The sequence below is a fragment of the Citrobacter sp. ABFQG genome, assembly GCF_004322975.1.
Lineage (GTDB): Bacteria > Pseudomonadota > Gammaproteobacteria > Enterobacterales > Enterobacteriaceae > Citrobacter > Citrobacter freundii.
Genome location: NZ_CP036435.1, coordinates 3,537,341 through 3,554,267 on the forward strand (window position 1 = coordinate 3,537,341; position 16,927 = coordinate 3,554,267).

The following is a 16,927-nucleotide window of genomic DNA, read 5'->3' on the forward strand; positions in this document are numbered from 1 at the left end:
GTGCCGCGAAAAGTAAATCTGCTGATAGTGTAGCGGCGCACCGTGCGCCGTACAAAATAAAAAAGCCGGCACGCATAGCGTACCGGCTTTGTCAGTGTACTAATTAATCAAAACGTAGCTGAGGCATAACCTCTTTCACCTGCGCCAGGTAATCGGTGCGATCCGAGCCGGTCAGACCCTCTGTACGCGGCAGTTTCGCCGTCAAAGGGTTCACGGCCTGCTGGTTAACCCATACTTCATAGTGCAGATGCGGCCCCGTTGAACGCCCGGTGTTACCTGACAGCGCGATACGATCGCCACGTTTCACTTTTTGGCCTGGTTTCACCAACAGCTTACGCAGGTGCATATAACGCGTGGTGTAGGTGCGACCATGACGAACCGCAACATAGTATCCGGCAGCGCCGCTACGCTTCGCTACAACCACTTCACCATCGCCCACCGACAGTACCGGCGTCCCCTGCGGCATCGCAAAGTCGACACCTTTGTGCGGCGCTACGCGTCCAGTCACCGGATTCAGGCGACGCGGGTTAAAGTTCGAGGAAATACGGAACTGTTTCGCCGTCGGGAAACGCATGAAGCCTTTCGCCAGCCCGGTACCGTTACGGTCATAGAACTTACCGTCTGCTGCACGGATGGCATAATAGTCTTTGCCTTCAGAACGTAAACGCACGCCCAGCAGTTGGCTTTGCTCGCGCTTGCCGTCCAGCATTTCGCGAGACATCAGTACCGAGAACTCATCACCTTTTTTCAGTTTGCGGAAATCCATCTGCCACTGCATGGCCTTAATCACTGCGCTGATTTCAGAGCTGGTCAGCCCGGCATCTTTGGCGCTGGCGACGAAGCTTCCGCCCACCGTGCCTTTGATACGACTGTTAACCCAATCGCCCTGTTGCATTTCGCTGCTCATTTTGAACCCCGTCGCAGTGCGATCGTAAGTACGGGTTTCACGGCGGGATACTTCCCAGGTCAGACGCTGCAGGTCACCTTCCGCGCTTAAGGTCCAGGAAAGCTGCTGACCAATTTTCAGATTACGCAGCTCTTTATCGGAAGCAGCGAGTTGACTGATATCGCCCATATCGATGCCGTACTGATTCAGAATACTGCTCAGCGTATCGCCAGTGGAGACGACATACTCATGCACACCAGCTTCACCAGACGTTTTGTCATCCAGTTCATCCTGCGGAATGGCTTCGTCTTCCTGTGCAGCCTGATCAATAGGTTCGCTTGCCTCAGGCAACAGTGAACGAATCTCGCTTTTTTCCAGCTCGATAGTTTTAACGATGGGTGCAGAATCGGGATGGTAAACATAAGGCCGCCAGACGGCGACGGCCAATGTCAGTACGGTAAGCGACCCCAGCATAACGCGATGGGGTCGCGGCAGATTATTAAATGCCAGAGCGACAGAGCGGGCTATCTGTTGCACGTATTCACTTCCTCATTAATCTCCTTTCAGGCAGCTCGCATACTGGTTGGCTAATTGGTTCAAAAACGCTGAATAGCTTGTTTTACCCAGTTTGATATTCGTACCGAGCGGATCCAACGTTCCCATTCGAACGGATGTCCCTCTCGCGACGGCTTCAACGACCGCAGGCCTGAACTGTGGCTCAGCAAAAACGCAGGTTGCTTTTTGCTCAACCAACTGTGTTCTTATTTCATGTAAACGCTGCGCACCAGGTTGAATCTCAGGGTTCACGGTAAAGTGACCAAGCGGTGTTAGTCCGTAGTGTTTTTCGTAGTAGCCATAGGCGTCATGAAAAACGAAATAACCTTTTCCCTTGAGCGGTGCGAGCTCGTTACCTACCTGCTTATCGGTTGCGGCTAATTGTGCCTCAAAATCCTTCAGGTTGGCGTCAAGTTTGGCTCGACTTTGCGGCATAAGTTCCACTAATTTTTCATGGATTGCAACCGCTGAGGCCCGCGCTATCTCTGGGGAAAGCCAAAGATGCATGTTGTAATCGCCATGATGGTGATGCTCGTCACTTTTTTCACTGCCAGCATCATTGTGTCCATGATCGTCATCGTCGTCGTCAGCACCTTTCATGAGTAACGGTTTCACGTCATTGAGCTGCGCAATCGTTACCAGTTTCGCGTTAGGAATATTCTTAACTGACTTTTCCATAAACGCTTCCATCTCAGGGCCAATCCAAACGACTAAGTCCGCGCCCTGTAAGCGTTTTACGTCTGATGGACGCAGTGAATAGTCGTGTTCGGAAGCCCCGTCAGGCAGCAAAACTTCAGTGTCTGTTACCCCGTCCGCAATGGCCGAAGCAATAAATCCCAGCGGCTTGAGCGAGGCCACCACAGCAGCATTTGCTGCCTGTGTTGCACTACCCCAAAGAGCAGCGGATAATGCTGCGAAAAGAAGCGTATTTTTATGTAACATAATGCGACCAATCATCGTAATGAATGTAAGAAATGTGATATTATAACATTCTATAACTTCTGCAAGACTAAAATTGATATGACGACTTTGGTTTCACTGGAAAATGTCTCGGTCTCTTATGGTCAACGCCGCGTCCTGTCTGACGTATCGCTTGAACTTCGACCCGGTAAAATTTTAACGCTTCTCGGCCCAAATGGTGCCGGGAAGTCTACGCTGGTGCGCGTTGTATTAGGACTGGTAGCGGCTGATGAGGGAGTTATCAAGCGTAATGGCCAATTGCGGATTGGCTATGTACCGCAAAAACTGTACCTCGATACTACGCTTCCGCTGACGGTAAGTCGGTTTATGCGCTTACGTCCCGGCACCAAAAAAGAGGATATCCTTCCGGCACTGAAGCGCGTTCAGGCCGGACATCTGATGAATGCGCCGATGCAAAAGCTCTCTGGCGGGGAAACGCAACGCGTCCTGTTAGCCCGTGCTTTATTGAATAAACCTCAGCTACTGGTGCTCGATGAGCCGACCCAGGGCGTGGATGTCAATGGGCAGGTCGCACTGTACGACCTTATCGACCAGTTGCGACGTGAACTGGATTGCGCCGTACTGATGGTTTCCCATGACCTGCATCTGGTGATGGCCAAAACCGATGAAGTACTGTGCCTGAACCATCATATTTGCTGTTCCGGTGCACCGGAAGTGGTTTCCATGCACCCGGAATTCATCTCAATGTTCGGGCAACGCGGCGCCGAACAACTCGGAATTTACCGTCATAATCACAACCACCGCCACGATTTACAGGGTCGTATCGTCTTACGCCGGGGAAATGGTCACTCATGATTGAATTGTTATTACCCGGTTGGTTAGCCGGGATCATGCTGGCCTGTGCTGCTGGCCCACTCGGCTCGTTTGTGGTCTGGCGTCGAATGTCTTATTTCGGTGATACGCTGGCCCACGCTTCGCTGCTGGGAGTCGCCTTTGGCCTGCTGCTGGATGTAAACCCTTTCTATGCGGTTATCGCCGTCACTTTGTTGCTGGCTGGTGGTCTGGTATGGCTTGAAAAGCGCCCTCACCTTGCGATCGATACCTTACTGGGCATTATGGCGCATAGTGCATTGTCGCTGGGGCTGGTTGTCGTCAGCCTGATGTCCAACATCCGTGTGGATCTGATGGCATACCTGTTTGGTGATTTGCTCGCCGTGACGCCTGAAGATCTTATCTCCATCGCCATCGGCGTGGTTATTGTTCTGGCGATTCTGTTCTGGCAGTGGCGTAACCTGCTGTCGATGACCATCAGTCCGGATCTGGCATTTGTCGATGGCGTGAAGCTGCAACGCGTGAAGCTGCTGCTGATGCTGGTTACGGCGTTAACGATTGGCGTGGCGATGAAGTTTGTCGGGGCGTTGATTATCACCTCGCTGCTTATTATCCCTGCGGCGACCGCCCGTCGCTTTGCCCGTACGCCGGAACAGATGGCAGGAGTTGCCGTTGGTGTGGGAATGATAGCGGTTACAGGTGGGCTGACCTTCTCGGCCTTCTATGACACCCCGGCAGGTCCCTCCGTGGTGCTGTGTGCCGCGCTGCTGTTTATTTTCAGCATGATGAAAAAGCAAGCGAGCTAAGCATGCGTTGCCCGGTGGCGCTGCGCTTACCGGGCCTACAAAATCGCCCAGGCCTTATAAGCGTAGCGACATCATGCATTAAGGCATCTGTGGCGGCGTAATGCCAAAATGGTTCCAGGCGCGCACGGTTGCCATACGTCCACGCGGCGTACGCTGCAGAAAACCTTGCTGAATCAGATATGGCTCAAGCACGTCCTCAATGGTTTCACGCTCTTCCCCGATCGCCGCTGCCAGGTTATCCAGTCCGACCGGTCCGCCAAAGAATTTGTCGATAACCGCCAGCAGCAACTTACGGTCCATATAATCAAATCCTTCCGCATCCACATTGAGCATATCCAGCGCCTGAGCGGCGATATCTGCTGAAATCGTGCCGTCATGCTTCACTTCGGCGAAATCACGTACCCGGCGTAATAAGCGGTTGGCGATACGCGGCGTACCGCGAGCGCGGCGTGCCACTTCCAGCGCGCCTTCATCGCTCATTTCCAGGCCCATAAAACGCGCACTGCGTCCTACAATGTGCTGCAGATCAGCCACCTGATAGAATTCCAGGCGCTGTACAATACCAAAACGGTCACGCAACGGAGACGTTAACGACCCGGCGCGCGTCGTCGCCCCGATTAGCGTAAACGGTGGCAGATCGATCTTGATCGAACGTGCAGCCGGCCCTTCACCAATCATGATATCCAGCTGATAATCTTCCATCGCCGGATACAGCACCTCTTCCACCACCGGTGAAAGACGATGGATTTCATCGATAAACAGCACATCGTGGGGTTCAAGGTTGGTAAGCATTGCCGCCAGGTCACCCGCTTTTTCCAGTACCGGACCGGACGTGGTGCGCAGATTAACGCCCATTTCATTGGCGACAATATTGGCAAGCGTGGTTTTACCAAGACCTGGAGGACCGAAAATCAGCAGGTGATCGAGAGCGTCACCACGCAGCTTCGCCGCCTGGATAAAAATCTCCATTTGCGAACGGACCTGAGGCTGGCCAATATACTCTTCCAGCAATTTAGGGCGGATCGCACGATCCACCAGGTCTTCAGGGGTCGTGCTGACAGCCGAAATCAGGCGATCTGCTTCAATCATCCTTTACCTCACAATGCCGCGCGAAGCGCTTCACGAATCAGGGTTTCACTGCTGGCATCAGGGCGGGCAATTTTGCTCACCATGCGGCTGGCTTCTTGTGGTTTATAGCCCAACGCCACCAGCGCAGCAACCGCTTCCTGCTCGGCGTCGTCCGTTGTCGGACTGGCCGGAGAGGTCAGAACCAGATCCGCCGCCGGGGTAAAGAGGTCACCATGCAGGCCTTTAAAGCGGTCTTTCATTTCAACAATCAAACGCTCTGCGGTTTTCTTACCAATGCCCGGTAATTTCACTAACGCGCCAAGCTCTTCGCGCTCAACGGCATTAACAAACTGCTGCGCAGACATTCCGGAGAGGATCGCCAGCGCCAGCTTCGGCCCCACGCCATTGGTTTTGATTAACTCTTTAAACAGCGTGCGCTCTTGCTTGTTGTTAAAGCCATACAGCAGTTGAGCGTCTTCACGCACCACAAAATGGGTGAAGATAATCGCTTCCTGCCCGGCTTCCGGCAACTCGTAGAAACAGGTCATTGGCATGTGCACTTCATAGCCTACCCCACCCGTTTCCAGAAGGACCAGCGGGGGTTGTTTTTCAATAATGATGCCTCTGAGTCTGCCTATCACGTGACGCTCCTGCGTTAAGGGCTAAAAGGTAATGCGCTATCATAAAAAAAGGCTGGATAGATATCCAGCCTCATTTGTCACTAACGTAATCGACCTCGCGCCAAATTCAGCCTCGACTCGCTCATTTGCATGGCATTCTGACTGACATGGCAGTGGGTAATAGCAATCGCCAGCGCATCCGCGGCATCCGCTTGCGGATTCGCCGGGAGTTTTAGCAGCGTGCGCACCATATGCTGGACCTGGCTTTTTTCCGCACTACCGATCCCCACCACAGTCTGTTTTACCTGGCGGGCCGCGTATTCAAAGACCGGTAGATCCTGATTGGTCGCCGCAACGATTGCCACGCCGCGTGCCTGTCCAAGCTTTAGCGCCGAGTCAGCGTTCTTCGCCATAAAGACCTGCTCAATGGCAAAATAGTCCGGCTGGAACTGGGTGATGATTTCCGTCACGCCCGCGTAAATTAACTTCAAACGTGACGGGAGATCGTCGACTTTGGTGCGGATACAACCGCTGCCGAGGTAGGTCAGCTGTCTGCCGACCTGACGAATAACGCCATAACCGGTGATGCGCGACCCCGGGTCAATGCCGAGAATGATAGACATCACGCACCTCCTGTCAGGTTGCGGTACAGCCACCTCATTCTAAGGTAGCTGCAACCTCATCAGAGATCTCGCCGTTATGGTAAACTTCCTGCACGTCGTCGCAGTCTTCCAGCATATCGATCAGACGCAACAACTTCGGCGCTGTTTCTGCATCCATATCTGCTTTGGTGGATGGAATCATAGACACTTCAGCCGCGTCCGCTTTCAGACCCGCCGCTTCCAGCGCGTCACGCACTTTACCCATCTCTTCCCACGCGGTGTAAACGTCAATTGCGCCGTCGTCGAAGGTCACCACGTCTTCAGCACCTGCTTCCAGCGCCGCTTCCATGATGGCGTCTTCGTCGCCTTGTTCAAAGGAGATCACGCCTTTTTTGCTGAACAGGTAAGCCACGGAACCGTCGGTACCGAGGTTGCCGCCCGTTTTCGTGAACGCGTGACGCACTTCCGCAACAGTACGGTTACGGTTGTCAGACAGACATTCAATCATAACGGCTGTACCGCCAGGACCATAACCTTCATAGATGATGGTTTCCATGTTGGAATCTTCATCACCACCCACACCGCGCGCGATTGCACGGTTCAGGGTGTCACGGGTCATGTTGTTAGCCAGCGCTTTATCAACCGCTGCACGCAGACGCGGGTTAGCGTCCGGATCGCCGCCGCCGAGTTTTGCCGCCGTCACCAGCTCACGAATTATTTTGGTGAAAATTTTACCGCGTTTAGCATCCTGCGCTGCTTTACGGTGTCTGGTGTTGGCCCATTTACTATGACCTGCCATAAATAATATCTCCAAAAAGCGCGCCTTTTCAGGCGACGTTAATTACAAACTCTTCAATCGCCTGCCGGTTACTCCACGACTTGGTTAATTGGGCGGCTTCAACCGCATTAACCCAACGATAGGTCAGATGTTCGGTGAACACGATCTCTCGTTCTGAGGGAAGTGCCAGGCAAAACCAGGATTCAGTATTTCGTTCAATTCCCGGTGCATAGCGATGACGTAAATGGCTAAAAATCTCAAACTCCACCGTGCGCTGACAGTCAATTAAGGTCAGTTGCTCAGATGCAACATCAATGGCGACCTCTTCCTTTACTTCGCGCATAGCGGCTTGCGACGCGGTTTCACCCTCTTCAAGGCTGCCGGTGACCGACTGCCAGAAATCAGGATCGTCGCGTCGCTGTAACATCAGCACTCTCCCGGTGTCCTTTGCATAAATCACGACTAACACCGAGACAGGCTGTTTGTATGTCATATCAGTTATTCTCGGCCTTCTTAACAACCTGAATGCTCAGTTCCGCCAGCGCAGCTTCGTTGGCAAAGCTCGGCGCTTCAGTCATCAGACACGCTGCAGCAGTGGTTTTCGGGAAAGCAATAACGTCACGAATGTTGTCAGTACCGGTCAGCAGCATAGTCAGACGGTCCAGACCAAACGCCAGGCCCGCATGCGGTGGTGTACCATATTTTAGCGCATCCAGCAGGAAGCCGAATTTCTCACGCTGCTCTTGCTCGTTAATGCCCAGAATACCAAATACGGTCTGCTGCATGTCGCCGTTGTGAATACGCACGGAACCGCCGCCCACTTCGTAGCCGTTGATAACCATATCGTATGCGTTAGCAACCGCGTCTTCCGGCGCAGCTTTCAGCTCAGCAGCTGTCATATCTTTCGGCGCGGTGAACGGATGGTGCATTGCGGTCAGTCCGCCTTCACCATCGTCTTCAAACATTGGGAAGTCGATAACCCACAGCGGCGCCCATTTGGCTTCGTCGGTAATGTTCAGGTCTTTACCCAGTTTCAGACGCAGCGCGCCCATCGCGTCGGCAACCACTTTCTTGTTGTCGGCACCGAAGAAAATCATGTCGCCGTCTTGCGCACCGGTACGCGCCAGAATCGCTTCCACGATTTCTGCGTTCAGGAACTTAGCAACCGGGCTGGTGATACCTTCCAGACCTTTCGCACGCTCGGTGACTTTGATGTAAGCCAGACCTTTCGCGCCGTAAATCTTAATAAAGTTGCCGTAATCGTCAATTTGCTTACGGCTCAGTGCGGCACCGCCCGGTACACGCAGAGCAGCTACGCGGCCTTTCGCATCGTTTGCCGGACCAGAGAACACTGCGAACTCAACGTCTTTCACCAGATCGGCAACGTCAACCAGCTCCATCGGGTTACGCAGGTCTGGTTTATCGGAACCGTAACGACGCTCAGCTTCGGCAAAGGTCATGATCGGGAAATCACCCAGATCCACCCCTTTAACTTCCAGCCACAGATTACGCACCAGCGCTTCCATCACTTCACGCACCTGCGGTGCGGTCATGAAGGAAGTCTCAACGTCGATCTGGGTAAATTCAGGCTGACGGTCAGCACGTAAGTCTTCATCACGGAAGCATTTTACGATCTGATAGTAGCGGTCAAAGCCAGACATCATCAGCAGTTGTTTAAACAACTGAGGTGATTGCGGCAGCGCGTAGAATTTACCTTTATGTACGCGAGAAGGTACCAGGTAATCGCGCGCGCCTTCCGGCGTCGCTTTGGTCAGCATCGGTGTTTCGATGTCGAGGAAGCCGTGGTCGTCCATAAAACGACGCACCAGACTGGTAATTTTGGCACGCGTTTTCAGGCGCTGCGCCATTTCAGGGCGACGCAGATCTAAATAGCGATACTTCAGTCGCGCTTCTTCGGTGTTGACGTGGTTAGAGTCCAACGGCAGCGAGTCTGAACGGTTGATGATGGTCAGATCGGAGGCCAGCACTTCAATTTCGCCCGTCGCCATCTCGGCGTTGACGTTTTTCGCGTCACGCGCACGCACGGTGCCCGTAACCTGGATGCAGAACTCATTACGCAGTTCGGAGGCCAGCTTTAACGCGTCCGCACGGTCCGGATCGAAAAATACCTGCACGATACCTTCGCGGTCGCGCATATCGATAAAGATCAGGCTACCAAGATCACGACGACGGTTGACCCAACCACACAGAGTCACCTGCTGCCCCTCGTGGGACAGACGTAGCTGTCCGCAATATTCTGTACGCATGAGATATCCCTTAACTTTGCCGCAGGCGGATTGTCACCTGTCTCGCAGATGACGAAGTCGCAGCTTTAGCTGAATGTCACAACTGAATGAAAAAAGGCGGCTATTATACTGGAAATTCTGCCGCACGATAAGAGCCTACTGGGATAGACTCTTAGTCCGGTACTGACTGTACGCCTGTTTCCTGGACGGGCATTGCGTAATCTCACAAAAAATAACAAAAATTGTCGCCCCTTTCACACTGATTCGCGCTTAAGGTGTAACGGAATTCTATTTTTTACTGGAGTGAACATGCTGGAACTGAACGCAAAAACAACTGCCCTTGTCGTGATTGACTTACAGGAAGGGATCCTGCCTTTCGCTGGCGGACCTCATACGGCACACGCTGTGGTTGCCCGCACCGCGCAGTTGGCGGAAAAATTCCGTACCCACGGTTCCCCGGTGGTAATGGTGCGCGTCGGGTGGTCTGACGATTACGCCGAAGCACTGAAACAACCAGTAGATGCTCAGACTCCAGCAAAAGCGTTGCCCGAAAACTGGTGGAATTACCCGGCTGCTCTGGGTAAATGCACCAGCGATCTCGAAGTAACCAAACGCCAGTGGGGAGCCTTCTATGGCACCGATCTGGAATTACAGCTGCGTCGCCGGGGTATCGATACCATCGTCCTGTGCGGCATCTCTACGAACATTGGCGTTGAGTCGACGGCGCGAAATGCGTGGGAGCTGGGTTTCAGTCTTATCATTGCAGAGGATGCCTGTAGCGCCGCCAGTGCTGAGCAACACCAGGGTAGCATGACTCACATTTTCCCCCGCATTGCGCGCGTTCGCAGCGTGGAGGAGATTTTGCAAGCGCTATGATCTATATCGGTTTACCCCAGTGGTCGCATCCAAAATGGGTGCGTTTGGGGATCACAAGCCTTGAAGAGTATGCCCGCCACTTTAACTGCGTGGAGGGCAATACCACGCTGTATGCGCTGCCTAAAGCCGATATTGTTGCCCGCTGGCAGGCACAGACCACCGATACGTTTCGATTTTGTTTTAAGTTTCCGGCGACCATTTCGCATAAGGCCGCGCTGCGTAATTGTGATGACCTGGTACAGGAATTTTTTATGCGCATGTCGCCGCTGGAATCGCGCATTGGACAATACTGGCTGCAATTACCCGCGACTTTTAGCCCACGCGACCTGCCTGCCCTGTGGCAGTTTCTCGATGCGCTCCCCAAATGCTTTACCTACGGTGTGGAAGTTCGCCATCCAGACTTCTTTGCCAAAGGCGAAGCCGAACAGCTATTTAATCGCGGGTTACACGAGCGTGGAGTAAACCGGGTGATTCTGGACAGCCGCCCGGTACATGCCGCAATCCCACATACCGAAGCGATACGTGACGCCCAGCGCAAGAAACCGAAGGTTCCGGTGCATGCGGTGGTGACGGCAAACCATCCGATGGTACGCTTTATCGGTAGCGATGATATGGCACAAAACAGCGCGCTTTTTGCCGTCTGGCTGACCAAGCTGTCGCTATGGCATCACACCACGACGCCGTATCTGTTTTTGCATACGCCGGACATCGCGCAGGCCCCGGAGCTTGTCGATACGCTATGGGCAGATTTACGCAATGCTCTGCCAGAGATCGGATCAGCACCGTCTATTCCACAGCAATCTTCTCTTTTCTGAAAATGCCACCTATCATAGTCAATGCCAGCAGCCATTTTAAAAGGGAGTTTGTATGGTAAGCGCGCTTTATGCCGTATTGGGTGCGTTATTGTTAATAAAGTTCTCCTTTGACGTTGTTCGCCTGCGCATGCAATATCGCGTTGCCTATGGCGATGGAGGTTTTAGCGAACTGCAAAGCGCTATCCGCATTCACGGTAACGCGGTGGAATATATTCCCGTCGCGTTAGTGCTGCTGTTATTTATGGAAATGAACGGCGCAGAGACGTGGATGGTGCATCTTTGCGGGCTGATGTTGATTGCCGGACGACTGATGCATTATTACGGATTCCACCACCGGCTTTTCCGCTGGCGCCGTTCAGGCATGAGCGCAACCTGGTGTTCGCTGTTGCTAATGGTGCTGGCGAATCTTTGGTATATGCCCTGGGAGTTGGTTTTCTCCCTGCATTAGCGCACAATACGCCACTTTATTTTTCCCGGATTTTTACGTTATGTCTCACCGCGACACGCTTTTTTCTGCGCCTATCGCCAGTCTGGGTGACTGGACCTTTGATGAACGGGTAGCTGAAGTCTTCCCGGATATGATCCAGCGTTCCGTTCCTGGCTATTCCAATATTATTTCTATGATTGGCATGTTGGCCGAACGTTTCGTACAACCCAACACGCAGGTCTACGATCTGGGCTGTTCTCTGGGCGCGGCGACGCTCTCGGTGCGTCGCAATATTCATCACGAGAATTGCAAAATTATTGCTGTCGATAACTCCCCGGCGATGGTTGAGCGCTGCCGTCGTCACATCGACGCTTATAAAGCACCGACTCCGGTTGAGGTTGTCGAAGGCGATATTCGCAACATTACTATCGAAAATGCCTCGATGGTGGTGCTGAATTTTACCCTGCAATTCCTTGAGCCACCCGAGCGCCAGGCGTTGTTGGATAAGATTTATCAGGGGCTGAATCCCGGTGGCGCGCTGGTGCTGTCTGAAAAATTCAGTTTTGAAGATGCTAACGTTGGCGAGCTGCTGTTCAACATGCACCACGATTTCAAACGGGCCAATGGCTACAGCGAATTGGAAATCAGCCAGAAGCGCAGCATGCTGGAAAACGTGATGCTGACCGACTCGGTCGAAACGCACAAAGCGCGACTGCATCAGGCCGGCTTTGAGCACAGCGAATTGTGGTTCCAGTGTTTCAACTTTGGCTCTCTGGTGGCGTTGAAAGCTGAGGTTAGCGCATGATCGATTTTGGTAACTTTTATCAGTTGATTGCCAAAAATCATCTGTCCCATTGGCTGGAAACACTTCCGGCGCAAATCGCTGCCTGGCAGCGCGATCAGCACGGTCTTTTTAAACAATGGTCAAACGCCGTCGAGTTTCTGCCCGAGCTAACGCCGCATCGTCTGGACTTACTGCACAGCGTTACCGCAGAAAGCAAAGAGCCGCTAAGCGAAGGTCAGCTTAAACGTATCGACACCCTGATGCGTAACCTGATGCCATGGCGTAAAGGACCTTACTCGCTGTACGGCGTCAATATCGATACCGAATGGCGTTCCGACTGGAAGTGGGATCGCGTCCTGCCGCACTTGTCTGATCTCACCGGACGTACCATTCTTGATGTCGGTTGCGGCAGTGGCTATCACATGTGGCGCATGATTGGCGCGGGCGCACATCTGGCGGTCGGTATCGATCCGACCCAACTCTTCCTGTGCCAGTTTGAGGCGGTGCGTAAACTGCTGGGCAATGACCAGCGCGCGCATCTGCTGCCGCTGGGAATTGAACAGCTTCCGGCGCTCAACGCCTTTGATACCGTATTCTCCATGGGCGTGCTTTATCACCGCCGCTCGCCGCTGGAACACCTGTGGCAGTTAAAGGATCAGTTGGTTAAAGATGGCGAACTGGTACTGGAAACGCTGGTCGTCGAAGGCGATGAAAATACCGTGCTGGTGCCGGGCGATCGCTACGCCCAGATGCGTAACGTTTACTTTATCCCGTCTGCACTGGCGCTAAAAAACTGGCTGGAAAAATGCGGGTTTGTTGATGTGCGCATTGCCGACGTATGTGTGACCACTACCGAAGAACAGCGCCGCACCGAATGGATGATTACCGAATCGCTGGCCGACTTCCTTGACCCGAACGACCACAGCAAGACGGTGGAAGGCTACCCTGCCCCACTGCGTGCGGTATTGATTGCGCGTAAACCGTAGTCATTTTTGCCAAATGACTATTACGTATAGCACCATTTCTCCAAAATAGTTCGGTTTGCAACAAGGCGGCGACGCAGCAAATCCCTTGGAGCGTAGATAACTACGTGACCGGGGTGAGCGAGGAAAGCCAACACAGTTGCAGACCGAAATATGCAGGAGAAGGATAAAAAAAGGCCCCTGTTGAAATGGCAGGGGCCTGGTACGAGCAAGCATCATATTGGGCGACATGATGCAACGGTAAAATCAGTTGGCCTGATGGTGTGCAATGATTGCTTTCATTTCAGCAACCGCCGCCCCGTCTACCGCATAGCGAGAATACTCATCCGCCTGCGCATCCGAAGACATCGACAACCCCGAATTGCGATAACGCATTGGTGAAGCCAGCCATACTCCGGCAGAACTGTGGACTTCCTGCACCCCAGCATCAAGGAACAGGGACAAATTCGAGGCGCGAACCCCCGCTCCGGCCATAATGATTGGAGCACCAGGCTGCGCAATAAGTTCCATTATTTTTGTTAAACCTTGCACCGCATCGGATTTTTGCCCGGAGGTGAGTACTCTGGCGATGCCCAAATCAGCTAATTTTTTAAGTGTATTGAGTGGGTTAGCACACATATCAAAGGCACGATGAAAAGTGACTTGCAGTGAACCGGCGGCGATCATTATTTTCTCCATGCGCGGCATATCGACATCGCCATCCGCATCTAAAATGCCGGTCACCAGCCCTGAGAACCCTAGTTCTCTGACCATCGCTATATCATCCAGCATTGCAGCGAATTCACCTTCGGTGTAACAAAAGTCGCCTCCACGTGGACGAATAATGGGATTGACGGGAATCGAAATGTGCTGGCGAACAGAACGCAAGACGCCCAGTGAAGGCGTTAAGCCCCCTTCTTTGGGTGCCGAGCAAAGCTCAATACGATCCGCGCCGTTTTGCTGCGCCGTGCGCGCGCACTCCATGCTGTAACAGCAGATTTCCAGTATAGTCATGCTCACTCCTGACGCTCGCTTGCCACAATGGTTTCAATCGACCACGGGTGGAATTTAATCGTCACGCTACCATCGCTAACCGCCAGCGTCGGATTCGGTAAACGTTCACGTTCTCCTTTTGGCGAGCTGGTTTTCACAAATATACCAGGTTGACTCAGACCGTGATCGGAAAGCAGCGCCAGCGCTCGCGCATTCAGCGTTTGTGCCTCACCCGGCAGAACAATTTCAATATGTTCCCAGCCTTCATGCGGGTAACGTTTTTCGCCCGGCCACGGCAGTTCGACGATGGAAAATTGCCAATGTTGCACACAAACCGGCTCATGCAGTTTAAAAAGACAAATAGGTCTGCCGTTAATAATGTTTTCTGACAACAATTCACCGCACTGTTCAAACCCACGACGCCAGCGTTCTGCAGTGGTATTTTGATGGCAACGCAAGGAAATGTGATCGGCTTCCAGGCCTGTGATATCCAGCCCAAGACGGGTAGAAAGTTCCGTTAATGCCTGCGTGAAATGCGGTAAATCTGCAGAAATATCCTGTAGTTCTGCAACGGTTTGCCAGTTCGCCATATTAAAAGCTCATATCCATGTTCAAAGTCGCTAATTTACTCTGTTGCGCTGCGCCATCCAACCGCTGTTTTCTCCGAACACATCATGGATAAATTTACGCCATTGCATGGTTTATATTTCAGGCTACTGGCGGTACACACAATGCTGACGGCAACGGGCATTTGCAGTATACTCCCGCCCTTAATTCTTAAACTGGTGCGGTGAATTTTAGACCGCTTCATAAATGTAAGGTATTCCGGTGAATATTCAGGCTCTTCTCTCAGAAAAAGTCAGTCAGGCCATGATTGCTGCAGGCGCGCCTGCAGATTGCGAACCACAGGTTCGTCAGTCAGCAAAAGTACAGTTCGGCGACTATCAAGCTAACGGCATGATGGCTGTCGCTAAAAAACTGGGTATGGCGCCGCGACAACTGGCTGAGCAGGTGCTGACTCATCTGGATCTCAACGGGATTGCCAGCAAAGTTGAAATTGCAGGCCCGGGCTTTATCAACATTTTTCTCGACCCGGCATTTCTGGCGCAGCACGTTCAGCAGGCGCTGGCTTCCGATCGTCTGGGCGTCACCCAACCGACTAAACAAACCGTCGTGGTTGACTACTCCGCGCCTAACGTAGCGAAAGAGATGCACGTTGGTCACCTGCGTTCCACCATCATCGGTGACGCGGCGGTGCGTACGCTGGAATTCCTTGGTCACAAGGTTATCCGCGCCAACCACGTCGGCGACTGGGGAACTCAGTTCGGTATGCTCATCGCATGGCTGGAAAAACAGCAGCAGGAAAATGCCGGAGAGATGGCGCTGGCTGACCTGGAAGGTTTCTACCGTGACGCGAAAAAACATTACGACGAAGATGAAGCCTTCGCGGAACGCGCTCGTAGCTATGTCGTGAAGCTGCAAGGCGGCGACGAATACTTCCGTGAGATGTGGCGTAAACTGGTCGACATTACCATGTCACAGAACCAGTTAACCTACGATCGCCTCAACGTTACCCTGACCCGTGACGACGTCATGGGCGAGAGCCTGTACAACCCGATGCTGCCTGGCATCGTGGCCGATCTCAAAGCCAAAGGCCTGGCTGTTGAAAGCGAAGGCGCTACCGTCGTATTCCTTGATGAGTATAAAAACAAGGAAGGCGAACCGATGGGCGTTATCATTCAGAAGAAAGATGGCGGCTATCTCTACACCACAACCGACATCGCCTGTGCCAAGTATCGTTACGAAACCCTGCATGCCGATCGCGTACTGTATTACATCGACTCTCGTCAGCATCAGCACTTAATGCAGGCCTGGACCATCGTACGTAAAGCTGGTTATGTGCCGGATTCGGTGCCGCTGGAACACCACATGTTCGGTATGATGCTGGGTAAAGACGGTAAACCGTTCAAAACCCGCGCTGGCGGCACGGTTAAACTGGCCGATCTGCTGGATGAAGCGCTGGAGCGCGCACGTCGTCTGGTCGCGGAGAAGAACCCGGACATGCCTGCCGATGAGCTGGAAAAGCTGGCAAATGCGGTCGGTATCGGTGCGGTGAAATACGCGGATCTGTCCAAAAACCGTACCACCGACTATATCTTCGACTGGGACAACATGCTGGCGTTCGAAGGCAATACCGCTCCGTACATGCAGTATGCTTACACCCGCGTACTGTCCGTATTCCGTAAAGCGGATATCGACGAAAGCGCGCTGGCAAATGCGCAGGTGATTATCAACGAAGATCGCGAGGCTCAGCTGGCTGCGCGTCTGCTGCAGTTTGAAGAAACGCTGACCGTCGTTGCGCGTGAAGGTACACCGCACGTGATGTGTGCTTACCTGTACGACGTTGCCGGTCTGTTCTCTGGCTTCTACGAGCACTGCCCTATCCTCAGCGCTGAAAACGAAGAGATTCGTAACAGCCGGCTGAAACTGGCACAGCTGACGGCGAAAACCCTGAAGCTGGGTCTGGATACACTGGGTATCGAAACCGTAGAACGTATGTAATTACCTCAAGTAATGTGAAAGCCCGCGCTATGTCGCGGGCTTTTTTATTTTCCCTGACCCGTTCTCATAGGCAGCGCAATCAGGCCTACGAGAAGCGGCGACGTTCACTGTAATTTGTAACAGCCCACAAGGAATGACACATTTCCCTAGAGATATGGAACATTTTTTGCCTGTCATCCCGTTTAAGCCTCCGTA

Annotated in this window: 18 protein-coding genes; 8 read left to right on the plus strand and 10 right to left on the minus strand. The window is 52.9% G+C overall.

Annotation, left to right across the window (positions count from 1 at the left end):
• Positions 1–103: 103 nt before the first annotated feature.
• Both mepM and znuA read right to left on the minus strand, forming a co-directional pair.
• Entirely contained in the window at positions 104–1,423 is a 1,320-nt protein-coding gene (gene mepM, locus WN16_RS17390) for a murein DD-endopeptidase MepM (RefSeq protein WP_003034883.1), read from the minus strand.
• 15 nt (positions 1,424–1,438) lie between these two features.
• A complete protein-coding gene (gene znuA, locus WN16_RS17395) occupies positions 1,439–2,383 on the minus strand; it encodes a zinc ABC transporter substrate-binding protein ZnuA (RefSeq protein WP_003841677.1) in 945 nt (314 codons plus the stop codon).
• 78 nt (positions 2,384–2,461) lie between these two features.
• Here znuA and znuC point away from each other — a divergent pair, with 78 nt between their 5' ends.
• Both znuC and znuB read left to right on the plus strand, forming a co-directional pair.
• A complete protein-coding gene (gene znuC, locus WN16_RS17400) occupies positions 2,462–3,217 on the plus strand; it encodes a zinc ABC transporter ATP-binding protein ZnuC (protein WP_003034877.1) in 756 nt (251 codons plus the stop codon).
• Positions 3,214–3,999 (plus strand): zinc ABC transporter permease subunit ZnuB, encoded by a 786-nt coding sequence (znuB, locus tag WN16_RS17405; RefSeq protein ID WP_003034874.1) that lies wholly within the window; start codon positions 3,214–3,216, stop codon positions 3,997–3,999. The genes znuC and znuB overlap by 4 nt, the downstream gene beginning before the upstream one ends.
• Before the next feature lie 78 nt (positions 4,000–4,077).
• Here znuB and ruvB read toward each other — a convergent pair whose 3' ends face one another.
• From ruvB to aspS, 6 genes are all read right to left on the minus strand, one after another.
• Positions 4,078–5,088 carry a Holliday junction branch migration DNA helicase RuvB gene (gene ruvB / locus WN16_RS17410; RefSeq protein ID WP_003034872.1) on the minus strand — a complete coding sequence of 337 codons (1,011 nt, stop codon included), beginning with the start codon at positions 5,086–5,088 and terminating at the stop codon, positions 4,078–4,080.
• An 8-nt stretch (positions 5,089–5,096) separates the two neighbouring features.
• Complete coding sequence (ruvA, locus tag WN16_RS17415; RefSeq protein ID WP_003034869.1) at positions 5,097–5,708, minus strand: Holliday junction branch migration protein RuvA; 612 nt, start codon at positions 5,706–5,708, stop codon at positions 5,097–5,099.
• A gap of 80 nt (positions 5,709–5,788) precedes the next feature.
• Entirely contained in the window at positions 5,789–6,310 is a 522-nt protein-coding gene (ruvC, locus tag WN16_RS17420) for a crossover junction endodeoxyribonuclease RuvC (RefSeq protein ID WP_003034867.1), read from the minus strand.
• A 34-nt stretch (positions 6,311–6,344) separates the two neighbouring features.
• Positions 6,345–7,088 (minus strand): YebC/PmpR family DNA-binding transcriptional regulator, encoded by a 744-nt coding sequence (locus tag WN16_RS17425; protein ID WP_003034865.1) that lies wholly within the window; start codon positions 7,086–7,088, stop codon positions 6,345–6,347.
• A gap of 28 nt (positions 7,089–7,116) precedes the next feature.
• Positions 7,117–7,560 (minus strand): dihydroneopterin triphosphate diphosphatase, encoded by a 444-nt coding sequence (nudB, locus tag WN16_RS17430; RefSeq protein ID WP_003034863.1) that lies wholly within the window; start codon positions 7,558–7,560, stop codon positions 7,117–7,119.
• Position 7,561: 1 nt separating this feature from the next.
• The gene (gene aspS, locus WN16_RS17435) at positions 7,562–9,334 is read right to left on the minus strand and encodes an aspartate--tRNA ligase (protein WP_003034862.1); all 1,773 of its coding nucleotides are present in this window, start codon (positions 9,332–9,334) and stop codon (positions 7,562–7,564) included.
• A gap of 288 nt (positions 9,335–9,622) precedes the next feature.
• Between aspS and WN16_RS17440 the strand changes: the two genes are divergently transcribed.
• Genes WN16_RS17440 through cmoB form a run of 5 tightly spaced genes read left to right on the plus strand, consistent with a single transcriptional unit; the run spans position 9,623 to position 13,201 of the window.
• Entirely contained in the window at positions 9,623–10,189 is a 567-nt protein-coding gene (locus tag WN16_RS17440) for a hydrolase (RefSeq protein WP_044700301.1), read from the plus strand.
• Entirely contained in the window at positions 10,186–11,004 is an 819-nt protein-coding gene (locus WN16_RS17445) for a DUF72 domain-containing protein (RefSeq protein ID WP_008323693.1), read from the plus strand. Before WN16_RS17440 ends, WN16_RS17445 begins: the two co-directional genes overlap by 4 nt.
• Positions 11,005–11,056: 52 nt before the next feature.
• Positions 11,057–11,452 carry an MAPEG family protein gene (locus WN16_RS17450; RefSeq protein ID WP_003034689.1) on the plus strand — a complete coding sequence of 132 codons (396 nt, stop codon included), beginning with the start codon at positions 11,057–11,059 and terminating at the stop codon, positions 11,450–11,452.
• A 40-nt stretch (positions 11,453–11,492) separates the two neighbouring features.
• Complete coding sequence (gene cmoA / locus WN16_RS17455; protein WP_003034686.1) at positions 11,493–12,236, plus strand: carboxy-S-adenosyl-L-methionine synthase CmoA; 744 nt, start codon at positions 11,493–11,495, stop codon at positions 12,234–12,236.
• Positions 12,233–13,201: a tRNA 5-methoxyuridine(34)/uridine 5-oxyacetic acid(34) synthase CmoB gene (gene cmoB, locus WN16_RS17460; RefSeq protein WP_003839177.1), complete on the plus strand. Its 969-nt coding sequence runs from the start codon at positions 12,233–12,235 to the stop codon at positions 13,199–13,201. Before cmoA ends, cmoB begins: the two co-directional genes overlap by 4 nt.
• A 243-nt stretch (positions 13,202–13,444) precedes the next feature.
• Here the strand turns inward: cmoB and cutC are convergent, their stop codons facing one another.
• Positions 13,445–14,191, minus strand: coding sequence for a copper homeostasis protein CutC (gene cutC, locus WN16_RS17465; protein ID WP_044701481.1), 747 nt, complete (start codon positions 14,189–14,191; stop codon positions 13,445–13,447).
• A 2-nt stretch (positions 14,192–14,193) separates the two neighbouring features.
• Complete coding sequence (locus WN16_RS17470; RefSeq protein ID WP_003034677.1) at positions 14,194–14,760, minus strand: VOC family protein; 567 nt, start codon at positions 14,758–14,760, stop codon at positions 14,194–14,196.
• A 238-nt stretch (positions 14,761–14,998) separates the two neighbouring features.
• On the opposite strand from WN16_RS17470, the gene argS reads away from it, so the two are divergent.
• Positions 14,999–16,732 (plus strand): arginine--tRNA ligase, encoded by a 1,734-nt coding sequence (gene argS / locus WN16_RS17475; RefSeq protein WP_003034673.1) that lies wholly within the window; start codon positions 14,999–15,001, stop codon positions 16,730–16,732.
• Positions 16,733–16,927: the final 195 nt, after the last annotated feature.

Coding starts and splice junctions, on each gene's coding strand:
- ruvB (WP_003034872.1), bottom strand. CDS start 5,088: ATGATTGAAGCAGATCGCCTGATTTCGGCTGTCAGCACGACCCCTGAA.
- cmoA (WP_003034686.1), top strand. CDS start 11,493: ATGTCTCACCGCGACACGCTTTTTTCTGCGCCTATCGCCAGTCTGGGT.
- znuA (WP_003841677.1), bottom strand. CDS start 2,383: ATGTTACATAAAAATACGCTTCTTTTCGCAGCATTATCCGCTGCTCTT.
- nudB (WP_003034863.1), bottom strand. CDS start 7,560: ATGACATACAAACAGCCTGTCTCGGTGTTAGTCGTGATTTATGCAAAG.
- cutC (WP_044701481.1), bottom strand. CDS start 14,191: ATGACTATACTGGAAATCTGCTGTTACAGCATGGAGTGCGCGCGCACG.
- WN16_RS17470 (WP_003034677.1), bottom strand. CDS start 14,760: ATGGCGAACTGGCAAACCGTTGCAGAACTACAGGATATTTCTGCAGAT.
- aspS (WP_003034862.1), bottom strand. CDS start 9,334: ATGCGTACAGAATATTGCGGACAGCTACGTCTGTCCCACGAGGGGCAG.
- cmoB (WP_003839177.1), top strand. CDS start 12,233: ATGATCGATTTTGGTAACTTTTATCAGTTGATTGCCAAAAATCATCTG.
- WN16_RS17445 (WP_008323693.1), top strand. CDS start 10,186: ATGATCTATATCGGTTTACCCCAGTGGTCGCATCCAAAATGGGTGCGT.
- ruvC (WP_003034867.1), bottom strand. CDS start 6,310: ATGTCTATCATTCTCGGCATTGACCCGGGGTCGCGCATCACCGGTTAT.
- znuC (WP_003034877.1), top strand. CDS start 2,462: ATGACGACTTTGGTTTCACTGGAAAATGTCTCGGTCTCTTATGGTCAA.
- WN16_RS17425 (WP_003034865.1), bottom strand. CDS start 7,088: ATGGCAGGTCATAGTAAATGGGCCAACACCAGACACCGTAAAGCAGCG.
- WN16_RS17450 (WP_003034689.1), top strand. CDS start 11,057: ATGGTAAGCGCGCTTTATGCCGTATTGGGTGCGTTATTGTTAATAAAG.
- znuB (WP_003034874.1), top strand. CDS start 3,214: ATGATTGAATTGTTATTACCCGGTTGGTTAGCCGGGATCATGCTGGCC.
- WN16_RS17440 (WP_044700301.1), top strand. CDS start 9,623: ATGCTGGAACTGAACGCAAAAACAACTGCCCTTGTCGTGATTGACTTA.